General features: G+C 40.3%; 20 protein-coding genes and 1 other RNA gene. 10 read left to right on the top strand and 11 right to left on the bottom strand.

Annotated features, from left to right (window positions below):
- The first annotated feature begins 7 nt into the window (after positions 1-7).
- From JEP71_RS06685 to ureG, 5 genes are read left to right on the top strand one after another with little or no spacing between them, the layout of a single operon-like run.
- Positions 8-334, top strand: coding sequence for an urease subunit beta (locus JEP71_RS06685; RefSeq protein WP_069368686.1), 327 nt, complete (start codon positions 8-10; stop codon positions 332-334).
- On the top strand, positions 331-2034 hold the full coding sequence (ureC, locus tag JEP71_RS06690; protein ID WP_109371909.1) for an urease subunit alpha: 1704 nt from the start codon (positions 331-333) through the stop codon (positions 2032-2034). Before JEP71_RS06685 ends, ureC begins: the two co-directional genes overlap by 4 nt.
- 26 nt (positions 2035-2060) lie before the next feature.
- Complete coding sequence (gene ureE, locus JEP71_RS06695) at positions 2061-2561, top strand: urease accessory protein UreE (protein ID WP_196573643.1); 501 nt, start codon at positions 2061-2063, stop codon at positions 2559-2561.
- Positions 2562-2585: 24 nt separating this feature from the next.
- The gene (locus tag JEP71_RS06700; RefSeq protein WP_198619289.1) at positions 2586-3251 is read left to right on the top strand and encodes an urease accessory protein UreF; all 666 of its coding nucleotides are present in this window, start codon (positions 2586-2588) and stop codon (positions 3249-3251) included.
- A gap of 9 nt (positions 3252-3260) precedes the next feature.
- A complete protein-coding gene (gene ureG / locus JEP71_RS06705) occupies positions 3261-3878 on the top strand; it encodes an urease accessory protein UreG (RefSeq protein ID WP_006535303.1) in 618 nt (205 codons plus the stop codon).
- A 113-nt stretch (positions 3879-3991) separates the two neighbouring features.
- Here the strand turns inward: ureG and dolP are convergent, their stop codons facing one another.
- From dolP to JEP71_RS06725, 4 genes are all read right to left on the bottom strand, one after another.
- Complete coding sequence (gene dolP, locus JEP71_RS06710; RefSeq protein WP_023582845.1) at positions 3992-4570, bottom strand: division/outer membrane stress-associated lipid-binding lipoprotein; 579 nt, start codon at positions 4568-4570, stop codon at positions 3992-3994.
- 9 nt (positions 4571-4579) lie between these two features.
- The gene (gene diaA / locus JEP71_RS06715) at positions 4580-5170 is read right to left on the bottom strand and encodes a DnaA initiator-associating protein DiaA (protein WP_004245257.1); all 591 of its coding nucleotides are present in this window, start codon (positions 5168-5170) and stop codon (positions 4580-4582) included.
- Between the two features lie 22 nt (positions 5171-5192).
- On the bottom strand, positions 5193-5570 hold the full coding sequence (locus JEP71_RS06720; RefSeq protein ID WP_198619290.1) for a YraN family protein: 378 nt from the start codon (positions 5568-5570) through the stop codon (positions 5193-5195).
- 80 nt (positions 5571-5650) lie between these two features.
- The gene (locus tag JEP71_RS06725; protein ID WP_198625955.1) at positions 5651-7408 is read right to left on the bottom strand and encodes a penicillin-binding protein activator; all 1758 of its coding nucleotides are present in this window, start codon (positions 7406-7408) and stop codon (positions 5651-5653) included.
- Between the two features lie 61 nt (positions 7409-7469).
- Between JEP71_RS06725 and rsmI the strand changes: the two genes are divergently transcribed.
- Entirely contained in the window at positions 7470-8348 is an 879-nt protein-coding gene (gene rsmI / locus JEP71_RS06730) for a 16S rRNA (cytidine(1402)-2'-O)-methyltransferase (RefSeq protein ID WP_023582842.1), read from the top strand.
- A gap of 60 nt (positions 8349-8408) precedes the next feature.
- Positions 8409-8784, top strand: an RNA gene (rnpB, locus tag JEP71_RS06735) — RNase P RNA component class A.
- A 67-nt stretch (positions 8785-8851) separates the two neighbouring features.
- Here the strand turns inward: rnpB and JEP71_RS06740 are convergent.
- The gene (locus tag JEP71_RS06740) at positions 8852-9556 is read right to left on the bottom strand and encodes a pirin family protein (protein ID WP_198619292.1); all 705 of its coding nucleotides are present in this window, start codon (positions 9554-9556) and stop codon (positions 8852-8854) included.
- A 113-nt stretch (positions 9557-9669) separates the two neighbouring features.
- On the opposite strand from JEP71_RS06740, the gene JEP71_RS06745 reads away from it, so the two are divergent.
- Positions 9670-10572, top strand: a complete 903-nt coding sequence (locus JEP71_RS06745; RefSeq protein ID WP_023582840.1) for a LysR family transcriptional regulator — start codon at positions 9670-9672, stop codon at positions 10570-10572.
- Positions 10573-10657: 85 nt separating this feature from the next.
- Here JEP71_RS06745 and JEP71_RS06750 read toward each other — a convergent pair whose 3' ends face one another.
- From JEP71_RS06750 to JEP71_RS06770, 5 genes are all read right to left on the bottom strand, one after another.
- On the bottom strand, positions 10658-11050 hold the full coding sequence (locus tag JEP71_RS06750) for a DoxX family protein (RefSeq protein ID WP_023580968.1): 393 nt from the start codon (positions 11048-11050) through the stop codon (positions 10658-10660).
- A gap of 183 nt (positions 11051-11233) precedes the next feature.
- A complete protein-coding gene (locus tag JEP71_RS06755) occupies positions 11234-11539 on the bottom strand; it encodes a YqjK-like family protein (protein ID WP_232797544.1) in 306 nt (101 codons plus the stop codon).
- Positions 11520-11930, bottom strand: a complete 411-nt coding sequence (locus JEP71_RS06760; RefSeq protein ID WP_160229968.1) for a phage holin family protein — start codon at positions 11928-11930, stop codon at positions 11520-11522. Before JEP71_RS06760 ends, JEP71_RS06755 begins: the two co-directional genes overlap by 20 nt.
- Positions 11931-11936: 6 nt before the next feature.
- Complete coding sequence (locus JEP71_RS06765) at positions 11937-12242, bottom strand: DUF883 family protein (protein WP_098941181.1); 306 nt, start codon at positions 12240-12242, stop codon at positions 11937-11939.
- Positions 12243-12509: 267 nt separating this feature from the next.
- Positions 12510-13163, bottom strand: coding sequence for a DedA family protein (locus tag JEP71_RS06770; RefSeq protein WP_198625956.1), 654 nt, complete (start codon positions 13161-13163; stop codon positions 12510-12512).
- Positions 13164-13876: 713 nt separating this feature from the next.
- Here JEP71_RS06770 and sstT point away from each other — a divergent pair.
- Entirely contained in the window at positions 13877-15130 is a 1254-nt protein-coding gene (gene sstT, locus JEP71_RS06775) for a serine/threonine transporter SstT (RefSeq protein ID WP_109371891.1), read from the top strand.
- Between the two features lie 105 nt (positions 15131-15235).
- On the opposite strand, the gene JEP71_RS06780 is transcribed toward sstT, so the two are convergent.
- Entirely contained in the window at positions 15236-17254 is a 2019-nt protein-coding gene (locus JEP71_RS06780; protein WP_198619293.1) for an oxidoreductase, read from the bottom strand.
- Between the two features lie 270 nt (positions 17255-17524).
- Between JEP71_RS06780 and JEP71_RS06785 the strand changes: the two genes are divergently transcribed.
- The gene (locus tag JEP71_RS06785; RefSeq protein ID WP_198619294.1) at positions 17525-17941 is read left to right on the top strand and encodes a DoxX family protein; all 417 of its coding nucleotides are present in this window, start codon (positions 17525-17527) and stop codon (positions 17939-17941) included.
- Positions 17942-18031: the final 90 nt, after the last annotated feature.

Raw genomic sequence — 18031 nt, forward strand, 5'->3', positions numbered from 1 at the left:
TAACAACATGATACCCGGTGAAATTAGAGTTAATCAGGCATTAGGGGATATCGAGCTTAATGCCGGTCGAGAGACAAAAACAATACAGGTTGCCAATCATGGTGATAGACCCGTGCAAGTTGGTTCTCATTATCATTTTTATGAAGTGAATGACGCACTGAAATTTGAACGAGAAGGCACTTTGGGTTTTCGTTTAAATATTCCAGCGGGCATGGCGGTTCGTTTTGAACCCGGTCAAAGCCGCACAGTCGAATTGGTGGCTTTTGCAGGAAAACGTGAAATTTACGGTTTTCATGGCAAAGTGATGGGTAAATTGGAGAGTGAGAAAAAATGAAAACTATCTCACGTCAAGCTTATGCAGATATGTTTGGCCCAACAACTGGCGACCGTCTGCGATTAGCCGATACTGAGCTTTTTCTTGAAATTGAAAAAGACTTCACCACTTATGGCGAAGAAGTCAAGTTTGGTGGTGGTAAAGTTATTCGTGATGGTATGGGGCAGAGCCAAGTCATCAATGCTGAATGTGTCGATGTACTTATTACAAACGCCATTATTTTAGATCATTGGGGTATCGTAAAAGCGGATATCGGTATTAAAGATGGTCGCATTGTGGGTATCGGTAAAGCTGGTAATCCTGATGTACAGCCTAATGTGGATATTGTTGTAGGGCCTGCTACTGAAGTGGTTGCTGGTGAAGGTAAAATTGTTACCGCAGGTGGCGTTGATACGCATATTCACTTTATCTGCCCTCAACAAGCACAAGAAGGTTTGGTGTCTGGTGTCACCACGTTTATTGGTGGTGGTACAGGACCAGTAGCTGGAACAAATGCAACCACAGTCACTCCGGGTATTTGGAACATGCACCGCATGTTAGAGGCTGTTGATGAACTCCCGATTAATGTTGGTTTATTTGGTAAAGGCTGTGTGAGTCAACCTGAAGCCGTTCGTGAGCAAATTGAAGCGGGTGCTATTGGTTTAAAAATTCATGAAGATTGGGGCGCAACACCAATGGCAATTCATAACTGCCTTAATGTTGCCGATGAAATGGATGTGCAAGTTGCTATTCACTCTGACACCTTAAATGAAGGCGGTTTCTATGAAGAAACTGTGAAAGCAATTGCTGGTCGTGTGATCCACGTTTTCCACACCGAAGGCGCGGGTGGGGGGCACGCCCCCGATGTAATTAAATCAGTCGGAGAGCCGAATATTCTCCCCGCTTCAACCAATCCTACAATGCCTTATACCATTAACACGGTAGATGAGCATCTTGATATGTTGATGGTTTGCCATCACCTTGATCCTTCTATTCCTGAAGATGTGGCTTTTGCTGAATCTCGTATTCGCCGTGAAACTATCGCAGCAGAAGATATTTTGCATGATATGGGCGCTATTTCTGTTATGTCGTCGGACTCGCAGGCAATGGGGCGCGTAGGTGAAGTGATCCTTCGTACTTGGCAATGTGCACACAAAATGAAATTACAACGTGGCATATTAGAAGGTGACACACCTGAAAGTGATAACCATCGTATTAAACGCTATGTGGCGAAATACACTATTAATCCTGCTTTAGCGCATGGTATTGCACATGAAGTTGGTTCTATTGAAAAAGGAAAATTGGCTGATCTGGTTTTATGGGATCCGGCTTTCTTTGGTGTGAAACCCGCATTGATCATGAAAGGTGGCATGGTGGCTTATGCGCCAATGGGTGATATTAACGCGGCTATTCCAACGCCTCAGCCTGTGCATTATCGTCCAATGTATGCGTGTTTAGGTAAAGCGAAATATCAAACGTCGATGATCTTTATGTCGAAAGCGGGGATCGACGCAGGTGTACCTGAAAAGCTGGGCTTAAAGAGCTTAATTGGTCGTGTTAAAGGTTGTCGTAATGTGACTAAAGCTTCGATGATCCACAATAGTTATGTGCCTCATATCGAGCTTGATCCTCAAACCTATATTGTGAAAGCTGATGGTGTGCCATTAGTGTGCGAACCTGCAACGCAATTACCTATGGCACAACGCTATTTCCTCTTTTGATCAGCGTTTTACCGAGAATGTAGAGAATGAAAAGATTTACTCAACTTATTGATAAACAAAAAGCGCTTGAAATAGCAACTTCGGAAAAACAGGCTCTTACTTTGTGCTTAACGATGGATGAAAGAACCAAAAGTCGTTTAAAAGTAACCTTAAGTGATGGGCAAGAAGCTGGGCTATTTTTGCCCCGTGGTACGGTGCTAAAAGAGGGCGATATCTTACTGTCAGAAGATAATACGCTGGTAACGATTGAAGCGGCTAAAGAGCAAGTTTCAACCGTGTATAGTGACGATCCGCTGTTATTGGCTCGTGTTTGTTACCACTTAGGTAATCGTCATGTTCCATTACAAATCGAAGCGGGTTGGTGTCGCTATTTTCATGATCATGTTTTAGATGATATGGCGAGAGGTTTAGGCGCCAATGTAGTGGTGGGTTTAGAGAAATACCAACCTGAGCCAGGCGCTTATGGTGGATCGTCAGGTGGTCATCATCACCATCACTCTCATGACGATCACCATCATCATCACTAATTATTTGAATAAGGGAGCCTATTGATGCTTGCAGATCTGCGCTTATATCAATTAGTCAGTCCTTCTTTACCTGTGGGATCGTTTACTTATTCCCAAGGATTAGAGTGGGCGATTGAAAAGGGTTGGGTTTGTTGTCCGCAAACATTATCGGATTGGTTAAGTACCCAAATGACCAGCACTATAGCAACGTTAGAGCTCCCTATCTTACGGCGATTACAAGAAAATTTGGCACAAGCCAAAATGAGTGAAGTGAAATATTGGTGTGATTTTATTGTCGCAAGTCGTGAAACTAAAGAGTTAAGACAAGAAGAGCGCCAACGAGGTATCGCTTTTGCTCGTTTACTTCCTCAATTAGATATTGAGTTAGATGAAACTTTACAAGCATGTGTAAAACAGACACAACTCATGGCGTTTGCGTTAGCTGCTGTGAAATGGAATATCTCCTCTGAAAAGTTATGTTGTGCTTACGCTTGGGGTTGGCTTGAAAATACAGTGATGTCAGGCGTAAAACTGATCCCATTAGGGCAAAGTGCGGGGCAGAAAATATTGTTTACATTAGCAGAGCAGATCCCTGCAATTGTTGAGCAATCCGCACATTGGGCAACGGAAGATATTGGGAGTTTTACACCCGCACAAATTATTGCCAGTAGTCGCCATGAAACACAATACACTCGACTTTTTCGTTCATGAGAAATCTATATGCAAGAATATAATCAACCACTACGTATTGGTGTGGGTGGCCCTGTTGGATCAGGAAAAACCGCACTGTTAGAAGTTCTTTGTAAAGCAATGCGCGACACTTATGAAATCGCGGTTGTGACTAACGATATTTATACTCAAGAAGATGCCAAGATCTTAACACGTGCTGAAGCATTAGATGCGGATCGTATTATTGGTGTCGAAACGGGCGGTTGCCCTCATACTGCTATTCGTGAAGACGCATCAATGAACCTTGCGGCGGTTGAAGAATTAGCTATGCGCCACAAAAATCTTGATATCGTTTTTGTGGAAAGCGGTGGTGATAACTTAAGTGCGACATTTAGCCCTGAGCTTGCTGATTTAACTATTTACGTAATTGATGTTGCCGAAGGCGAAAAGATCCCTCGTAAAGGTGGTCCTGGTATTACTCATTCCGATCTACTCGTGATCAACAAGATCGATCTAGCACCTTATGTTGGAGCATCATTAGAAGTGATGGAAGCAGACACAGCAAGAATGCGCCCTGTGAAGCCTTATGTTTTCACAAATCTAAAAGAAAAAGTGGGCTTGGAAACGATTATCGATTTTATCATTGATAAAGGGATGTTAAGACGCTAACTGCTTGTTGAGTGAAGGCGAGTTTTAGTCGAGAAAGAAACTGATAGTATCGGTCATTTTATTATAAAGACCGATACTGTCAGGATAATCTAAAAACGATATTAGCAATGGGATCAGTTAAGGTAAGTAAATGCGGTAGTGACTTTTACTACCCCTTTGGTTTCACTGGCAATTTTTGCAACAGCAGCCCCTTCTTGGCGGGTTAAAATACCAAACAAGAACACTTCACCATTTTCAGTGATCACTTTTACAGAAGAGGATTTTACTGAATCACTGCCTAAAATTTGAGAGCGAACTTTGGTTGTTAACCATGTATCTGAAGATGCAGTGCCTAATGTCACAGGCTCACCTTGGCGCACTTCGTTGTAGACGTTATTCACCCCTTCAACCTGACTTGCGACTTGTTTTGCCGTATTCGCAACAGACATATCAGGGCTTTGACCTGTTAACAGAATATTGCCTTGGTAAGCAGTCGCCACAATACGTGAATTACTTTTCTTGATCTGTTCGTTTTTGTTTAGAGCACCAGAAACACGAGCTTCCAAGGTACCATCGTCAACTTGTTGCCCTAATGAGCGAGGATCGGTTGCAGTTTTACCCGCAACTGCGGCTGTGCCGACAACAGCTGCGCCGATACAACCTTGCAGTAAAAGCGCAGAACACAGCACTGCAGTGATAGGAAGCAATTTCATAGTAACTCCTTAGTCATCCTGATGTGGGAATAATGTATTATCAATCAAATCACAGAGACAATTGACTGTTAGCATCTGAACTTCCTGTATTCTGACGGTGCGTTGAGATGGAATACGAATTTCAACGTCTTGAGGGCCTAATAACCCAGCAAGCTCTCCGCCATCATAACCTGTTAATGCAACAATGGTCATATCTCGTGTAACAGCGGCTTCAACGGCTTTAATAATACTTCTGCTGTTACCGTGCGTTGAGATAGCAAGTAGCACATCTCCAGCTTGTCCTAATGCACGCACTTGTTTTGCATAGATTTCATCGTGCTGCTGATTCCCCATAATTGCAGTCATCACAACGCTATCTGTGTTTAACGATAATGCAGGCAAGCTTGGGCGCTCAGTTTCAAAACGATGGATCATGCTTGCGGCAAATCGCTGTGCTGTTGCTGCTGAGCTACCGTTTCCACAGCTTAATATTTTATGGCCGTTTAACAAAGATTGAACCATCATCATGGCGGCTCTGGAAATGGCATCTGGTAATGCTTCTGCTGCTGCAATTTGAGTTTGAATACTCTCTGTAAAGCAGACTTTGATTCTATCAAGCACGTTAAGACCTATATAATCTAATTTAACGAATAAATTCCGTATAATCGAGAATGTTTTTTAACCATATTAGCTGGCGTTGATTAAATGCACAAATATCAAAGCGACAGTCTGATGTCTCGATACTTTCTTGGCGTTGTGCTAACCAACACTGTGCTGTACGCCACAAGCGACGTCGTTTTGAGGCAGTAATAGAGCTTATTGCATCACCAAATAAGATGTTACGTCTAAAACGAACCTCAACAAATACCCATGTCCTCTTTTCCTGCATAATAAGATCAATTTCTCCGCAGGGATATCGGACATTACGCTCAATCAATATTAATCCTTGTTGGCGTAAATATTTTAGCGCTTTTTGCTCATAATACAGCCCTAAAAAATAAGGGTTTTTAGAAAAAATCATCCATGATTTCCTTCTTTATCTCACTCATAAAATAAACCGCCTTTATGGCGGTTTATTTTAATGATAACTAAATATGTGTATTACTGTACCACAGGTTCAATTTTACCTTGTTTAAACTGCATCCAAGGAAGTTCTCTATAAACAGTACAGTTGTTTTCAACACGTAATGAACCTGAAATACCATTAAAACGTAATGTGCCTTTTGTCAGATCATTGTAATTGTTTGCTAATGACCATGCATCAATTCCCATGGCATAAAGACGCATTAATGAGTAATCGTTCGCAAACTTGCTGGATGCTTTTTGCATTAACGGCAAATTAGCGCCAGCCATCAATGGAATATCACTAAATTGAATACCATCCATCTCCATACGGAAATCAGGGCCTGTTCCACCTTGGTTACTCCGCGAACTAACATAAATTGGTGGACGTTTTTGGGTGCTGATCGCCATATCAATCATTGGCTTAATTAAGGTTAATTCATCGCTGGTGGCAATGATGTAAACCGAATCAATGGCACCACCCGCAGATGGAATAGATTGTGTCTCTAATGGTAAAGGTGCATTAGCTGTTGGTAGAACAGGCGTACCTGTCATACGAATACCCACACCACGGTTAATAGAGGCTTTTAAGCTATCAACAGAACTAAAAGTTTGTTGTAAAACGGTGCCACCACCTGTGCGTTGCCACTCATCAGCAAATGTTTGAGCCATTCTTTGACCAAATTTATTATCAGGAACAATAATTAATGGGTTTGATTTTTGTTGCTGACGTAAATGTTGTGCCGCATTACGTGTTTCATCTTCTGGCGAAAGCGAGAAGAAGCAAACCGTGGTTGCAGAAGGCACATTATCTAACTCATTGAGTGCTAATACAGGTAAACCACTTTGAAGCTCTATCGTCTTCATGACTTCAGGTTTTAGCAGCGGGCCAACAATTAAGCTAGCGCCGTCTTGCTGCACTTTTTTCATTAAAACATCAATAGGCTGGCTATTGGTATCATAAACAATCACTTGGCGTGAGTTTTGTGCAATAGGATCTAAGCGTAATGTTGTATCACCAGAAAATGTTGAGCTCTCTTTTCCTTGATCTTGAGTCGCTTGCGTATTTTCGGTTGTTTCTTTTGCCGTATCTGTTGCTGGCGTCTCTGTATTATTGATGCCCAACTCTTCTAAAATTGATGCAAGGCTGTCATCTTTTTTAGGCTCTTGCGGTGCTGTTGGCATAGCTTGAGGTTGCGGTAAACCACTTTGTGCATCAAGGAAACCTTGGCGAATAGCTTCACCAAAGACTTTCGCTTGCCCTGTTAAAGGTAATAATAATGCGATTTGGCTACTCGTACTCACAGAGGGTTGTGAAAGACGTAATAATGCTGCTGGAAGGGTTAATGCCGCTGGATTACGAGGATAGCGAGTCTGCCATTCTCTGACTGCCGCTGATAGCTTATCAGCATCATCTTTGTTGTATTCATAGGTATTCAGTAAATCTAACCAACCTTGCAGTGTATTTTCATCTGCTTTGATAACAACGCCACGGCGTTGCTCTGGTGTGAGTTTGGTTAGCGTGAGCCATGTATCATCAATATTTTTCTGATGCAGTTGAGGATCAGTAATTAATGTTTCTAACCCAATATAGGCTCTAATAACATCTAAAGATGCTAGCCCTTGAGCGTCATCAATCACTTTTTGAAATTGTTTCATCTCCATTTCTGCTTTTGCAGCTGGAGTGAGAGGTTGTTCTTGTTGCCCCGTCAGGGTACAACCTGACATAATCAACGCAGAGAGTATCGCAGTATAGGATAAACCTGTTTTAAAACGCACAAAAATTGAGGAAAGCATACTGTACCCAGTGATGTTTTATAATTATGCTCAATTTTAAATCGGTCATTCGGAATAAACAATGAATCAACCTAATCGAGCAGCGGTAACGACATCCACACTGTACATAGTACCCACACCTATTGGTAATCTGGGCGATATCACCCAGCGGGCACTTGATGTGCTGTCTCATGTCGATTTAATTGCTGCAGAAGATACCCGTCATACAGGGCTTCTATTACAGCACTTTGCCATTAACGCACGTTTGTATGCGTTACATGATCATAATGAACAGCAAAAAGCGGATCAATTAATTAGCAAATTACAACAGGGGCTAAGTATCGCATTAGTCTCTGATGCAGGTACACCATTAATTAACGATCCTGGCTATCATTTAGTCAATCAATGTCGTAAGAATGGCATCAATGTCGTGCCATTACCCGGCGCTTGTGCTGCTATTACGGCACTTTCTGCGGCAGGGCTTCCTTCTGATCGTTTTTGTTATGAAGGATTTTTGCCAGCAAAAACAAAAAGTCGTCAAGATTGTTTACGCGCATTATCAGAAGAGCCTCGTACATTGATTTTTTATGAATCAACACATCGACTGTTAGATAGTTTAGCTGATATGGTGACAGTTTGGGGTGAAGATCGCTACGTAGTATTAGCGAGAGAGCTCACAAAAACGTGGGAAACTATTCAAGGCATGCCTGTTGGTGAATTACTTAAGTGGGTACTTGAAGATGAAAACCGTCGTAAAGGTGAAATGGTATTAATTGTTGAAGGTTATGAAAAACCCGTTGATGACGATTTTTCCCCAGAAGTATTACGGACACTTGCGATTTTACAAAAAGAGTTACCACTGAAAAAAGCAGCAGCAGTCACTGCTGAGATTTATGGCGTGAAGAAAAATGCACTCTATAAACATGTCATTGAGCAAAATGGTGAAGCTCAAGACGAGTAAAGTGATTTTTTAGCTTCTTTTGCTATACATTTTCTACCAAAATCCCTATAATCCGCACCCAGAGTTGACTAGACAACCGCTGCTTTATCGTTGTCCCTTCGGGGGAGACGGATAGAGGGGAGGAAAGTCCGGGCTCCACAGGGCAGGGTGCCAGATAACGTCTGGGAGGCGCGAGCCTACGACAAGTGCAGCAGAGAGTAAACCGCCGATGGCCTGTTTACAGGATCAGGTAAGGGTGAAAGGGTGCGGTAAGAGCGCACCGCGCAACTGGTAACAGTTTGTGGCATGGTAAACTCCACCCGGAGCAAGACCAAATAGGGGTTCTTATGGTGCGGCCCGCATTGAACCCGGGTAGGTTGCTGGAGCCAGCGCGCAAGTTCTGGCCTAGATGAATGGTTGTCCACGACAGAACCCGGCTTAACGGTCAACTCACCTCATAAAAAACCCTCGATTCACATTGTGTTTCGAGGGTTTTCTGTTTTTAAGCCAATCCAAATCAACTATCACGAAATGATATCAATAAACAAGCCACGAAACTCAGCCGAGCTTTTTAACGTGATACTGTGGCTCTCTTGGATAAAAGCTCCATCACCACACTGAATTTGCCCATTTTCTTGTGTTGATGTTTGCAAATAGGTGCCACCTTTTATGGATTGTAAAAAGCCTTTCTGTCCTTTTATTGGTAGCGTAATTTCATCGCCTGCTTGCAAATGAATATGATAAAGCCAAATTGTTTGCCTTAATATTAATGAGCCATCATCACCGGTAGGTGAAGCTAACAATTGATATTTTAAGTTTTCATCTAAAGCCAATTTTTGTGAAGCTAAACTTTCTTGTTGTGGGCACGCATTTAACCACAACTGAATACGGGTTAACGGTGTATCAGGGCTACTGTTTTTCTCTATATACGTATCAGTATTATGCGGTGAAATAAGTAAGCACTCATTTTCTTTTGCCGTCACTGTACGTCCCATATTATCAAGGTATGTCGCTTCTCCTTGAAGGATCAAGTTAACCACATCAACATGAGGATAAGTCTTTGCTTTAAATTCAGAATTTGGGGCAAGCACTTCTTGGTTGAGAACTCTTAGCGTGCCATAGTCTAAAAAATGAGGGTCAAAGTAGTGGCCAAAGGAAAATGTGTAGCGAGCTTGTAGCCAACCATAATCCGCTTTACCACATTGTTGTGCTGTTCTGTATTTTATCATAGCGGTATTTTTCGAGTAGATTATCAATATATTTATCATAGAGGTATGGACTGTCTATTGTTAGCAAGTTAATCTGGTGCCAATAATCAAATTATTTGATAGAGATAAGTATAATGAGTAAAGACAAAGCAATTACGTTGGAATCTTTACGAGTGATGGATGCCATTGATCGTAGAGGGAGTTTTGCAGCAGCAGCTGATGAACTAAATCGAGTTCCATCGGCACTCAGTTATACCATGCAAAAATTAGAAGAAGATTTAGACGTTGTCCTTTTTGACCGTTCTGGCCATAGAACTAAATTTACTAATGTTGGCAGAATGCTGCTTGATAGAGGACGCATATTACTTGAGGCTGCTGACAAATTAACGTCAGACGCAGAAGCCTTAGCAAGAGGTTGGGAGCCTCATATCACTATCGTTTGTGAAGCACTTACTCCTGCATCTCGACTCTTTCCTTTGGTTGATAAATTAGCTGAAAAATCCAATACCCAACTCTCTTTAGTGACAGAAGTCTTAGCAGGTGCTTGGGAAAGCTTAGAAAGCGGTAAATGTGATATTGTGATTTCACCTGATATGCATTTTCGCACTTCATCAGAAATCAACTTTCGTCCTTTATACAATACCACTAGCGTTTATGTCGCCAGCCCAGATCATCCCATCCATAACGAACCTGAGCCATTAGCCGAAGAAACTCGCTTAAAATATCGTGGTATTGCCATTGCAGATACCGCAAGAGAGCGCCCAGTTTTAACTGTGCTGCTATTGGATAAACAGCGCCGTTTAACGGTCAGTTCTATTGAAGATAAACGCCGTGCTTTAATTGCGGGTTTAGGTGTGGCGACGATGCCAATTGATTTAATTGAAGATGATATCAAAGAAGGGCGTTTACGTGTTGTTGGCCCTGAATATCACCATGAAAATAATATTATTATGGCATGGCGAAGAGACAGCATGGGCGAAGCAAAATCGTGGTGTTTACGTGAAATACCTAAACTCTTTGCGAACAATAAAAAATAGTTTTGAAGCTCAGATAATCTTTAGATTTTATGCTTAAAACAAAAAAAGATCCCCTAGAGGATCTTTTTTGTTTCTAAATTCGTTATTACCAATTTTTATTGAAAATACGATCTAAGCTCCATTTACCTGGACCAGTGATAACCAGTAATAAATATCCACCTGCGATTGTCATATTTTTCATAAACATTAATTGGTTCATGCCTTCAGCAAAATTACTGTGGAACAGTAGTGCGGTTAGAAGAGTAAATACCGCGGTAAAGATTGCTGTTGTGCGAGTTAAGAAACCAAATAAGATTGCTAATCCACCGCCTAATTCTAATAAAATAGTCAGTGGTAATAAGAAACCTGGAACACCCATTGCTTGCATATATTGCTGTGTACCTTCGTAACCACCAATTTTTCCGTAGCCTGCGCTGATAAATAAAATTGGCATTAAAATGCGGGCAATTAATAACGCAATATCTTCAAATTTTTTCATGATGTTTATTCCTAATTAAACTCTATTATTTGCAATGTATATCGATTTGTATTGTATTTTCGTCGGCTATTTTTCTGTTTTTAGATTTAATAACCACGGCTACGTTGTGAGATATATAATAATGTGAGTTGAGTAAAGAGGATATTAAGAAGAATTAACATTCTTAGACAAAAAAATTGATGTTCAATCTGAGGTTTTTTTGAAGGACTTTTGGATTGTACGAATTAAACCAATTGCACCGATAGCACGTTGTCCTAATCGTATGATTTTTTTAGGATGTTTAATGCTGTAAAGAGAAATAAAACTGGCACCCACTAAAAGCGCGGGTTTTAACGAAATGATAATTCTCCATGCTTTATCATAAGGCTCAGTCACATCAAGCCAAGTTTGCGTGCTTTGCCCTAAATCAGAGCGCTGTTGCTGAATTTTATTCAACAACAGCTTTTTACGTCTTGCGAGGATCGCCTGCTTATTTTGTTTGTTCATCATGATATTGCTCCAAAAGACGTTTATCTAATTCCAATTGCTGGCGAGTATCGCCTAACAAGGTGGAATTTCGCGCTTTTCTTAATGTCATGATGGCACCAATCAGTGCACAAAAAAGTAAAGTAGCGGTTGTGATGGCTAAAGCATGGACTCGATATTCAGGTGGAATAACCCAAAAAATCAGAATAAGTAGGCTCATTAAGCCAAAAGCGGTGAGCAACAAAGTAACACCAGCCATTAAAATAAGCTGGATAAGCGTGGTTTTTTCTTCTTCTAGCTCAACGGCAATCAAGTTTAGGCGTGTTTCAACCATGCCTATCATGATAGCGCCAATCTTACTGAGAGAATTCAGAACCCCAGATGCGGGGCCCTGTGGTCTTTGCGTATCACTCATGGGTGATTAGCGTTTAGCTAGAAGAACACCAAGAACAACACCAACTGCAGCACCAATGCCGACACCTGTCCACGGATTTTCACGAACATAGTTGTCTGCTTTGCCTGCAATTTCTTTGGTATTATCGACAATTTCACGACCTGCATCGCTCAATTTTGCACGAGAACCTTTGATTGCCGATTCTGCTTTTGCGCGTAAGCTTTGGATTTCTTCTTTGGATTTATCAGCAGAGGAGTTCAGCACTTCTTCTAGAGTATCAGCAAGAGATTTCAATTCACTACGCAGATCTTCATTTGAACGTTGATGAGACATAATTAACTCCTTTAATAGTGACAGGTTAATACTTATAACCATAGACCAATTTTATCTCTTAATAAAATTAAATATTGATGTAACGAGGTAAAAAAGAGAAAAGTCTTAATTAAACGGGAATATTTACTGTATTGCTTGAGATAAAAAAAGAAGAGGTCACCCATAAAATAAAAGCCTGTTCAGTTATCTGAAACAGGCTTTAAGTATGAGTTTTATGACTCTATTTCGTATTCAGAATATCTTGATATTATTAGAAAAAGCAGCGCTTTAGCTCACTTTCTTTTTAATCACAACCCAGATACTACCAATTAATCCCATAACTAATAGGCAAACTGGTAATAGCATAAGGATATTCATTAAATGGTGTTCATATTGGCGAAAGAGCGGGCTATTACCTAATAAGTAACCTAACGTGGTCAGTATACCAACCCATAAAAGCCCACTTAACCAATTGAAGATTTGAAAGCGCGTGTTGTTTAATCCAGCAAGACCTGCAATTGTTGGCAACAGTGTTCTCACGAAGGCTAAAAAACGTCCAATTAACAGTGCGGCTAAGCCATGACGATGAAAAAGCCCATGAGCACGTTGGTGGTAATGTTCTGGCAGATGCGATAGCCAACTGCGTACTAATTTAGTATTTCCAAGCCATCGCCCTTGAAGATAGCCCAACCAACAGCCTAGGCTCGCGCCTGCAGTCAAAATAAGTAAGGTTAATGGAAAATCCATTGTATCTTTAGCAATTAACACGCCCACTAAAATTAATAAGCTATCTCCTGGTAAGAAAGCTGCGGGCAATACTCCGTTTTCTAGGAATAGTATGGTGAATAATAAAATGTAGATAATCCATATTAATGAAGGATTAGCTAAGGTTTCGTAATCTTGGTGCCATAGCGCCAAGAATAGCTCTCTTACGATTTCCATATAAAAGGCTTCCTAAAACTGAGTCATTTGGGGGTAAATATAGAATCAATAGGTGTTGTAATCTATTTACCCGTTTTCTACTTCATAGGGTCTATTTTTCATTGTTTAAAACAGCAACACTCTAACAAAATCATGAAAAACTAGACAGAAAATTTTTTAACTGGATGACGACACTATTTATACATGGATATTGGATCTCGAAAAATAGACATCTAATCTCTTTTTGAGTTCAGAATAGGCACTTTTTAAAAAGAAAAACTTAAGAAGAGGGATAATACCAAGAGGTGTTTTCTATTTTATAGCGTTCATAAAAGATAAGTTTTTAATATTAATTGTGCAAAAATAAAGCATTATCTTGTTTATTATTTATTCAAATCAAGAAGGGCTAGAGAGAATAATTGTTAGTGATAATGTTAATAAAAAAGACTATTAATTGATTAAGAAAATCTAAAAGAAGAGAAACAAAATAAAAAATAAGTAAGGTGACTAGGTATAACTTACTGATAATAATAATTTCTTTCATTTCATGTTGGTCTATTAAAAAGAACAAAATCCTATTATGATCACAGTTATGTTATTTTATTGTTAACAAAAATGGTTAATGCTGTATATTTTGCATAATCAGCTTTTCAGCGCGATTCAATTCCTTATACTGGCATTGCAAACACTCAAAAATGCCTTTTTTAAATATTATTTTAAGTAATGGAATAGCTATGGATAAACAACAATCCAGAGTCTTCAGCCTGTTCTTTCAGGGAAGTCTCGTTAAACAAATTCTCGTGGGATTAGTCGCAGGGATCTTACTTGCTTGGTTAGCGCCAGAAGCTGCCAAAATGATGAGCCTGTTAGGTACTCTGTTTATTAGTGCATTAAAAGCTGTTGCCCCTATCTTAGTTTGGGTGCTGGTTATGGCTTCAATTGCAAACCACCGTCAAGGGCAAAAATCTAATATTCGTCCTGTATTAATTTTATATCTGTTAGCAACGTTCTTTGCTGCGTTAACCGCAGTTGTTGCCAGCTTTATGTTCCCATCAGTTTTAACGCTAGTTGTTAACGAATCACAATTGTCACCACCTGAAAATATTGCTGAAGTTCTTAAAGGCGTATTAATTAATGTGGTTGCAAACCCTGTTGATGCGCTTATCAATGGTAACTATATGGGCATTTTAGCGTGGTCTATCGGGCTTGGTTTAGCATTACGCCACGCAAGTGATACTACTAAAGCCTTAACGCAAGATTTAGCTGACGCAGTAACTAACTTAGTGCGTGTTGTTATTCGTTTAGCGCCTATCGGTATTTTCGGCTTAGTGTCATCAACGATTGCAACAACTGGCTTTGAAGTCTTAGCAGGTTACTTACAAGTTCTTGCTGTATTGATTGGCTGTATGTTGTTCGTTGCTTTAGTCGTGAATCCACTGATCGTATTTTGGAAAATCCGCAGTAATCCATATCCATTAGTGTGGGCATGTTTGCGTGAAAGTGGTGTAACTGCCTTCTTTACACGTAGCTCAGCTGCAAATATTCCAGTGAATATGGCAATGTGTCGTCGTATGAATTTAAACGAAGATACTTATTCTGTTTCAATTCCATTAGGTGCAACCATTAATATGGGTGGTGCTGCAATCACTATCACTATTTTGACATTAGCTGCGGTTAATACACTGGGTATGCCAGTCGATATTCCAACTGCGTTATTGTTAAGTCTTGTTGCTGCGATTTGTGCGTGTGGTGCATCAGGTGTTGCAGGTGGTTCTTTACTGTTAATTCCACTGGCTTGTAGCATGTTTGGTATTAGCAATGATATCGCTATGCAAGTGGTTGCTGTGGGCGTGATGATCGGAGTGTTACAAGATTCAGCTGAAACCGCACTGAACTCATCAACTGACGTTCTGTTTACTGCAACAGTTTGTATCGCTGAAGATAATCGTATTTCAGAAAATCCATTAACTGAAAAAAATAATGGGTAAAAAGGGTAAGTAGTAAGACAGGAAGAGTAGTAAAAATAATAATTAATAAAAAAATATAACCCCACATTTTGTGGGGTTTCTTTTTGTCTTGCTAACTTTAATTGATTAAATTTCAAGGGCGAGTTCTGTGCCTTGCCTAATAGCGCGTTTTGCATCTAATGCACTGGCATCTTTTGCTCCACCAATAAGATGAACTGTTTTGTTTTCTTTTTCTAAAGGCGTAAGTAATGGGTGATAAGCACGTTGCCCTGTACACAATATAATATTATCAGCAGGGATAAGCTGTTGCTTTCCATCCTGTTCAATAATGAGACCTTCTGGTGTGATCCTTTGATAGTTGCAATGGGTTAAAAATTTAACGCCTTTTTTCTCTAGCGTTAAACGATGTATCCATCCCGTTGTTTTACCTAAGCTTAAGCCTATTTTCCCTGCTTTACGCTGTGTCATAACAATGTGTTTAGTATCGTCTTTTGAATGATTTGCGGGTTTTATGCCACCACGATAAGAAAGTGTCGGATCAATACCCCACTCTTTATTAAAGGCGCAAGGACTTAGGCTACTACATTGCCCTTTTTGCGTGAGATAAAGGCTGGTATCAAAGCCAATTCCGCCACTCCCCATGATCACGACATTTTTACCTACTGGCTGGTGGTATTTAAGAACGTCGAGATAAGATTTCACAATGGGATCATCAAGTCCTTCAATCTCAGGAATATGAGGTTTAACGCCACTTGCTAAAATCACCTCATCAAAGTTTTCAAGATGTTCAGGAGTGGCTTCGGTATTATTTTTAACAATGACTCCCGTGAGTTGTAATTGTCGTTTGAAGTAACGTAATGTCTCTTGAAATTCTTCTTTCCCCGGAATTTGACTGGCGATATTAAGTTGACCACCAATCACATCTTCTTTTTCAAACAGTGTGACATGATGGCCTCGTTTCGCGGCGGTTACCGCAAAAGATAATCCCGCGGGTCCCGCACCAACAACAGCCAGTTTTTTAGGTTGTTGAGTTGGAATAACCAGAAGTTCGGTTTCTTGACAAGCAAAGGGATTAACTAAACAAGAGGCGGTTTGACCTGAAAATATTTCATCAAGGCATGCCTGATTGCAAGCAATGCAAGTATTGATTTCATCTTCGCGCCCCTGTTGTGCTTTAAGCACAAACTCAGGATCAGCAAGGAAAGGGCGAGCCATTGAAACCATATCAGCACAGCCTTCAGCTAAAATAGCTTCTGCGGTTTGTGGTGTGTTAATTCGGTTTGATGTAATCAGTGGGATATTCACCTTTCCCATTAATTCGCGTGTGACATTCGCAAATTGGCCTCTTGGTACCATCGTGGCAATGGTCGGAATTCGCGCTTCATGCCAACCGATCCCTGTATTAATCATTGTAGCGCCCGCTTTTTCAATGGCTTTGGCAAGATAAAGTACCTCTGATGCCTCTGCGCCATCTTTGATTAAATCCAACATAGAAAGGCGGTAAATAATAATAAACGCCTCGCCCACGGCTTTCTTAATGCCTTCAAGAATACGTAAAGCAAAGCGACAACGATTTTCGATATTCCCTCCCCACTGATCGTCTCGCTGATTAGTCTGTCTGACTAAAAACTGATTAATTAAATAGCCTTCCGATCCCATTATCTCAACACCATCATAACCTGCCTTTTGAGCCAATTGAGCACAATGAATGTAATCATTGATGGTTTGTTCGATTTGTTCATGACTCATGGCTTTTGGCATAAACGGGGTGATTGGCGATTGAATAGCTGAAGGTGCAACTAAATTAGGTTGGTAGCTATAACGGCCTGTATGCAATATCTGTAATGCAATTTTACCGTCTTGTTGATGAACCGCATCAGTAACAAGTTGATGAGTTGCCAGTTGGCTTTCAGACATCAATGTTGCAGCGTGTGGCAATAACACGCCTTGTTTATTGGGAGAGATCCCTCCAGTCACTATTAGTGCAACACCTGCCGCGGCTCTTTGGGCATAAAACTGTGCAAGTTTTGGGGCATCATTCGGATTTTCTTCAAGTCCAGTATGCATAGAGCCCATAAGAATACGGTTTTTAAGTACGGTAAACCCTAAATCAAGAGGCGAAAATAGATGAGAATAATGTGCCATCAGATACCCTTTTTATACTGGTCAGATGAGATATCTATTAGCATAACGAGAAGTGAGTGATTAAGAGTTTATTATGTTAATAAGTTGTGATCTTAATCATGGAAAAGGTGAATGGCGGGCTATAAATCAATAATAATCTAAGTGATTAGTTAATGAGAACAAATAGTGATAATAAAAATCACACTCATTCATAATATTTCATCATATAATGTAGTGTACCTATTAATACGTATTAAAAATACACTTCACTATTTTGAATTTGGAGACGTTATGATTAATAAATTTAATCAACTTGTTGACTGTTCTGACTTGGGTAAATTGGTATTACGTGTTTCTCTTGGCGTTTTAATGTTATTACATGGACTTCATAAAATGGAACCGGGTGGATTAGCAGGTATTCAGGGAATGTTGGCTAATGCTAATCTACCTGCATTTATTGCTTATGGCACAGTGATTGGAGAAGTTGTTGCGCCTATTCTATTGATTATTGGTTTATTTACTCGTGCTTCAGCGCTGGTTTTAGCGGGTACAATGTTTGTTGCTGTACTGATGGTGCACTCAGGTGATTTATTTGCACTAAACCCTAAAACAGGGGGATGGGCACCAGAAAGCGCGGGCTTCTATTTATTTGCGGCAATTGCTGTCATGTTTTTAGGTAGCGGTCGTTTCGCTGTTAAAAAGGATTAATAAATTTAATAATCAATAAATTTGAATGTTATCTTTATAACTTGATTAAAATTGATGAATGAACGCCCAGTTTTATCTTGAACTGGGCGT

It is taken from the genome of Proteus sp. PR00224, from assembly GCF_016238105.1.
In the GTDB taxonomy this organism is placed as follows: Bacteria; Pseudomonadota; Gammaproteobacteria; order Enterobacterales; family Enterobacteriaceae; genus Proteus.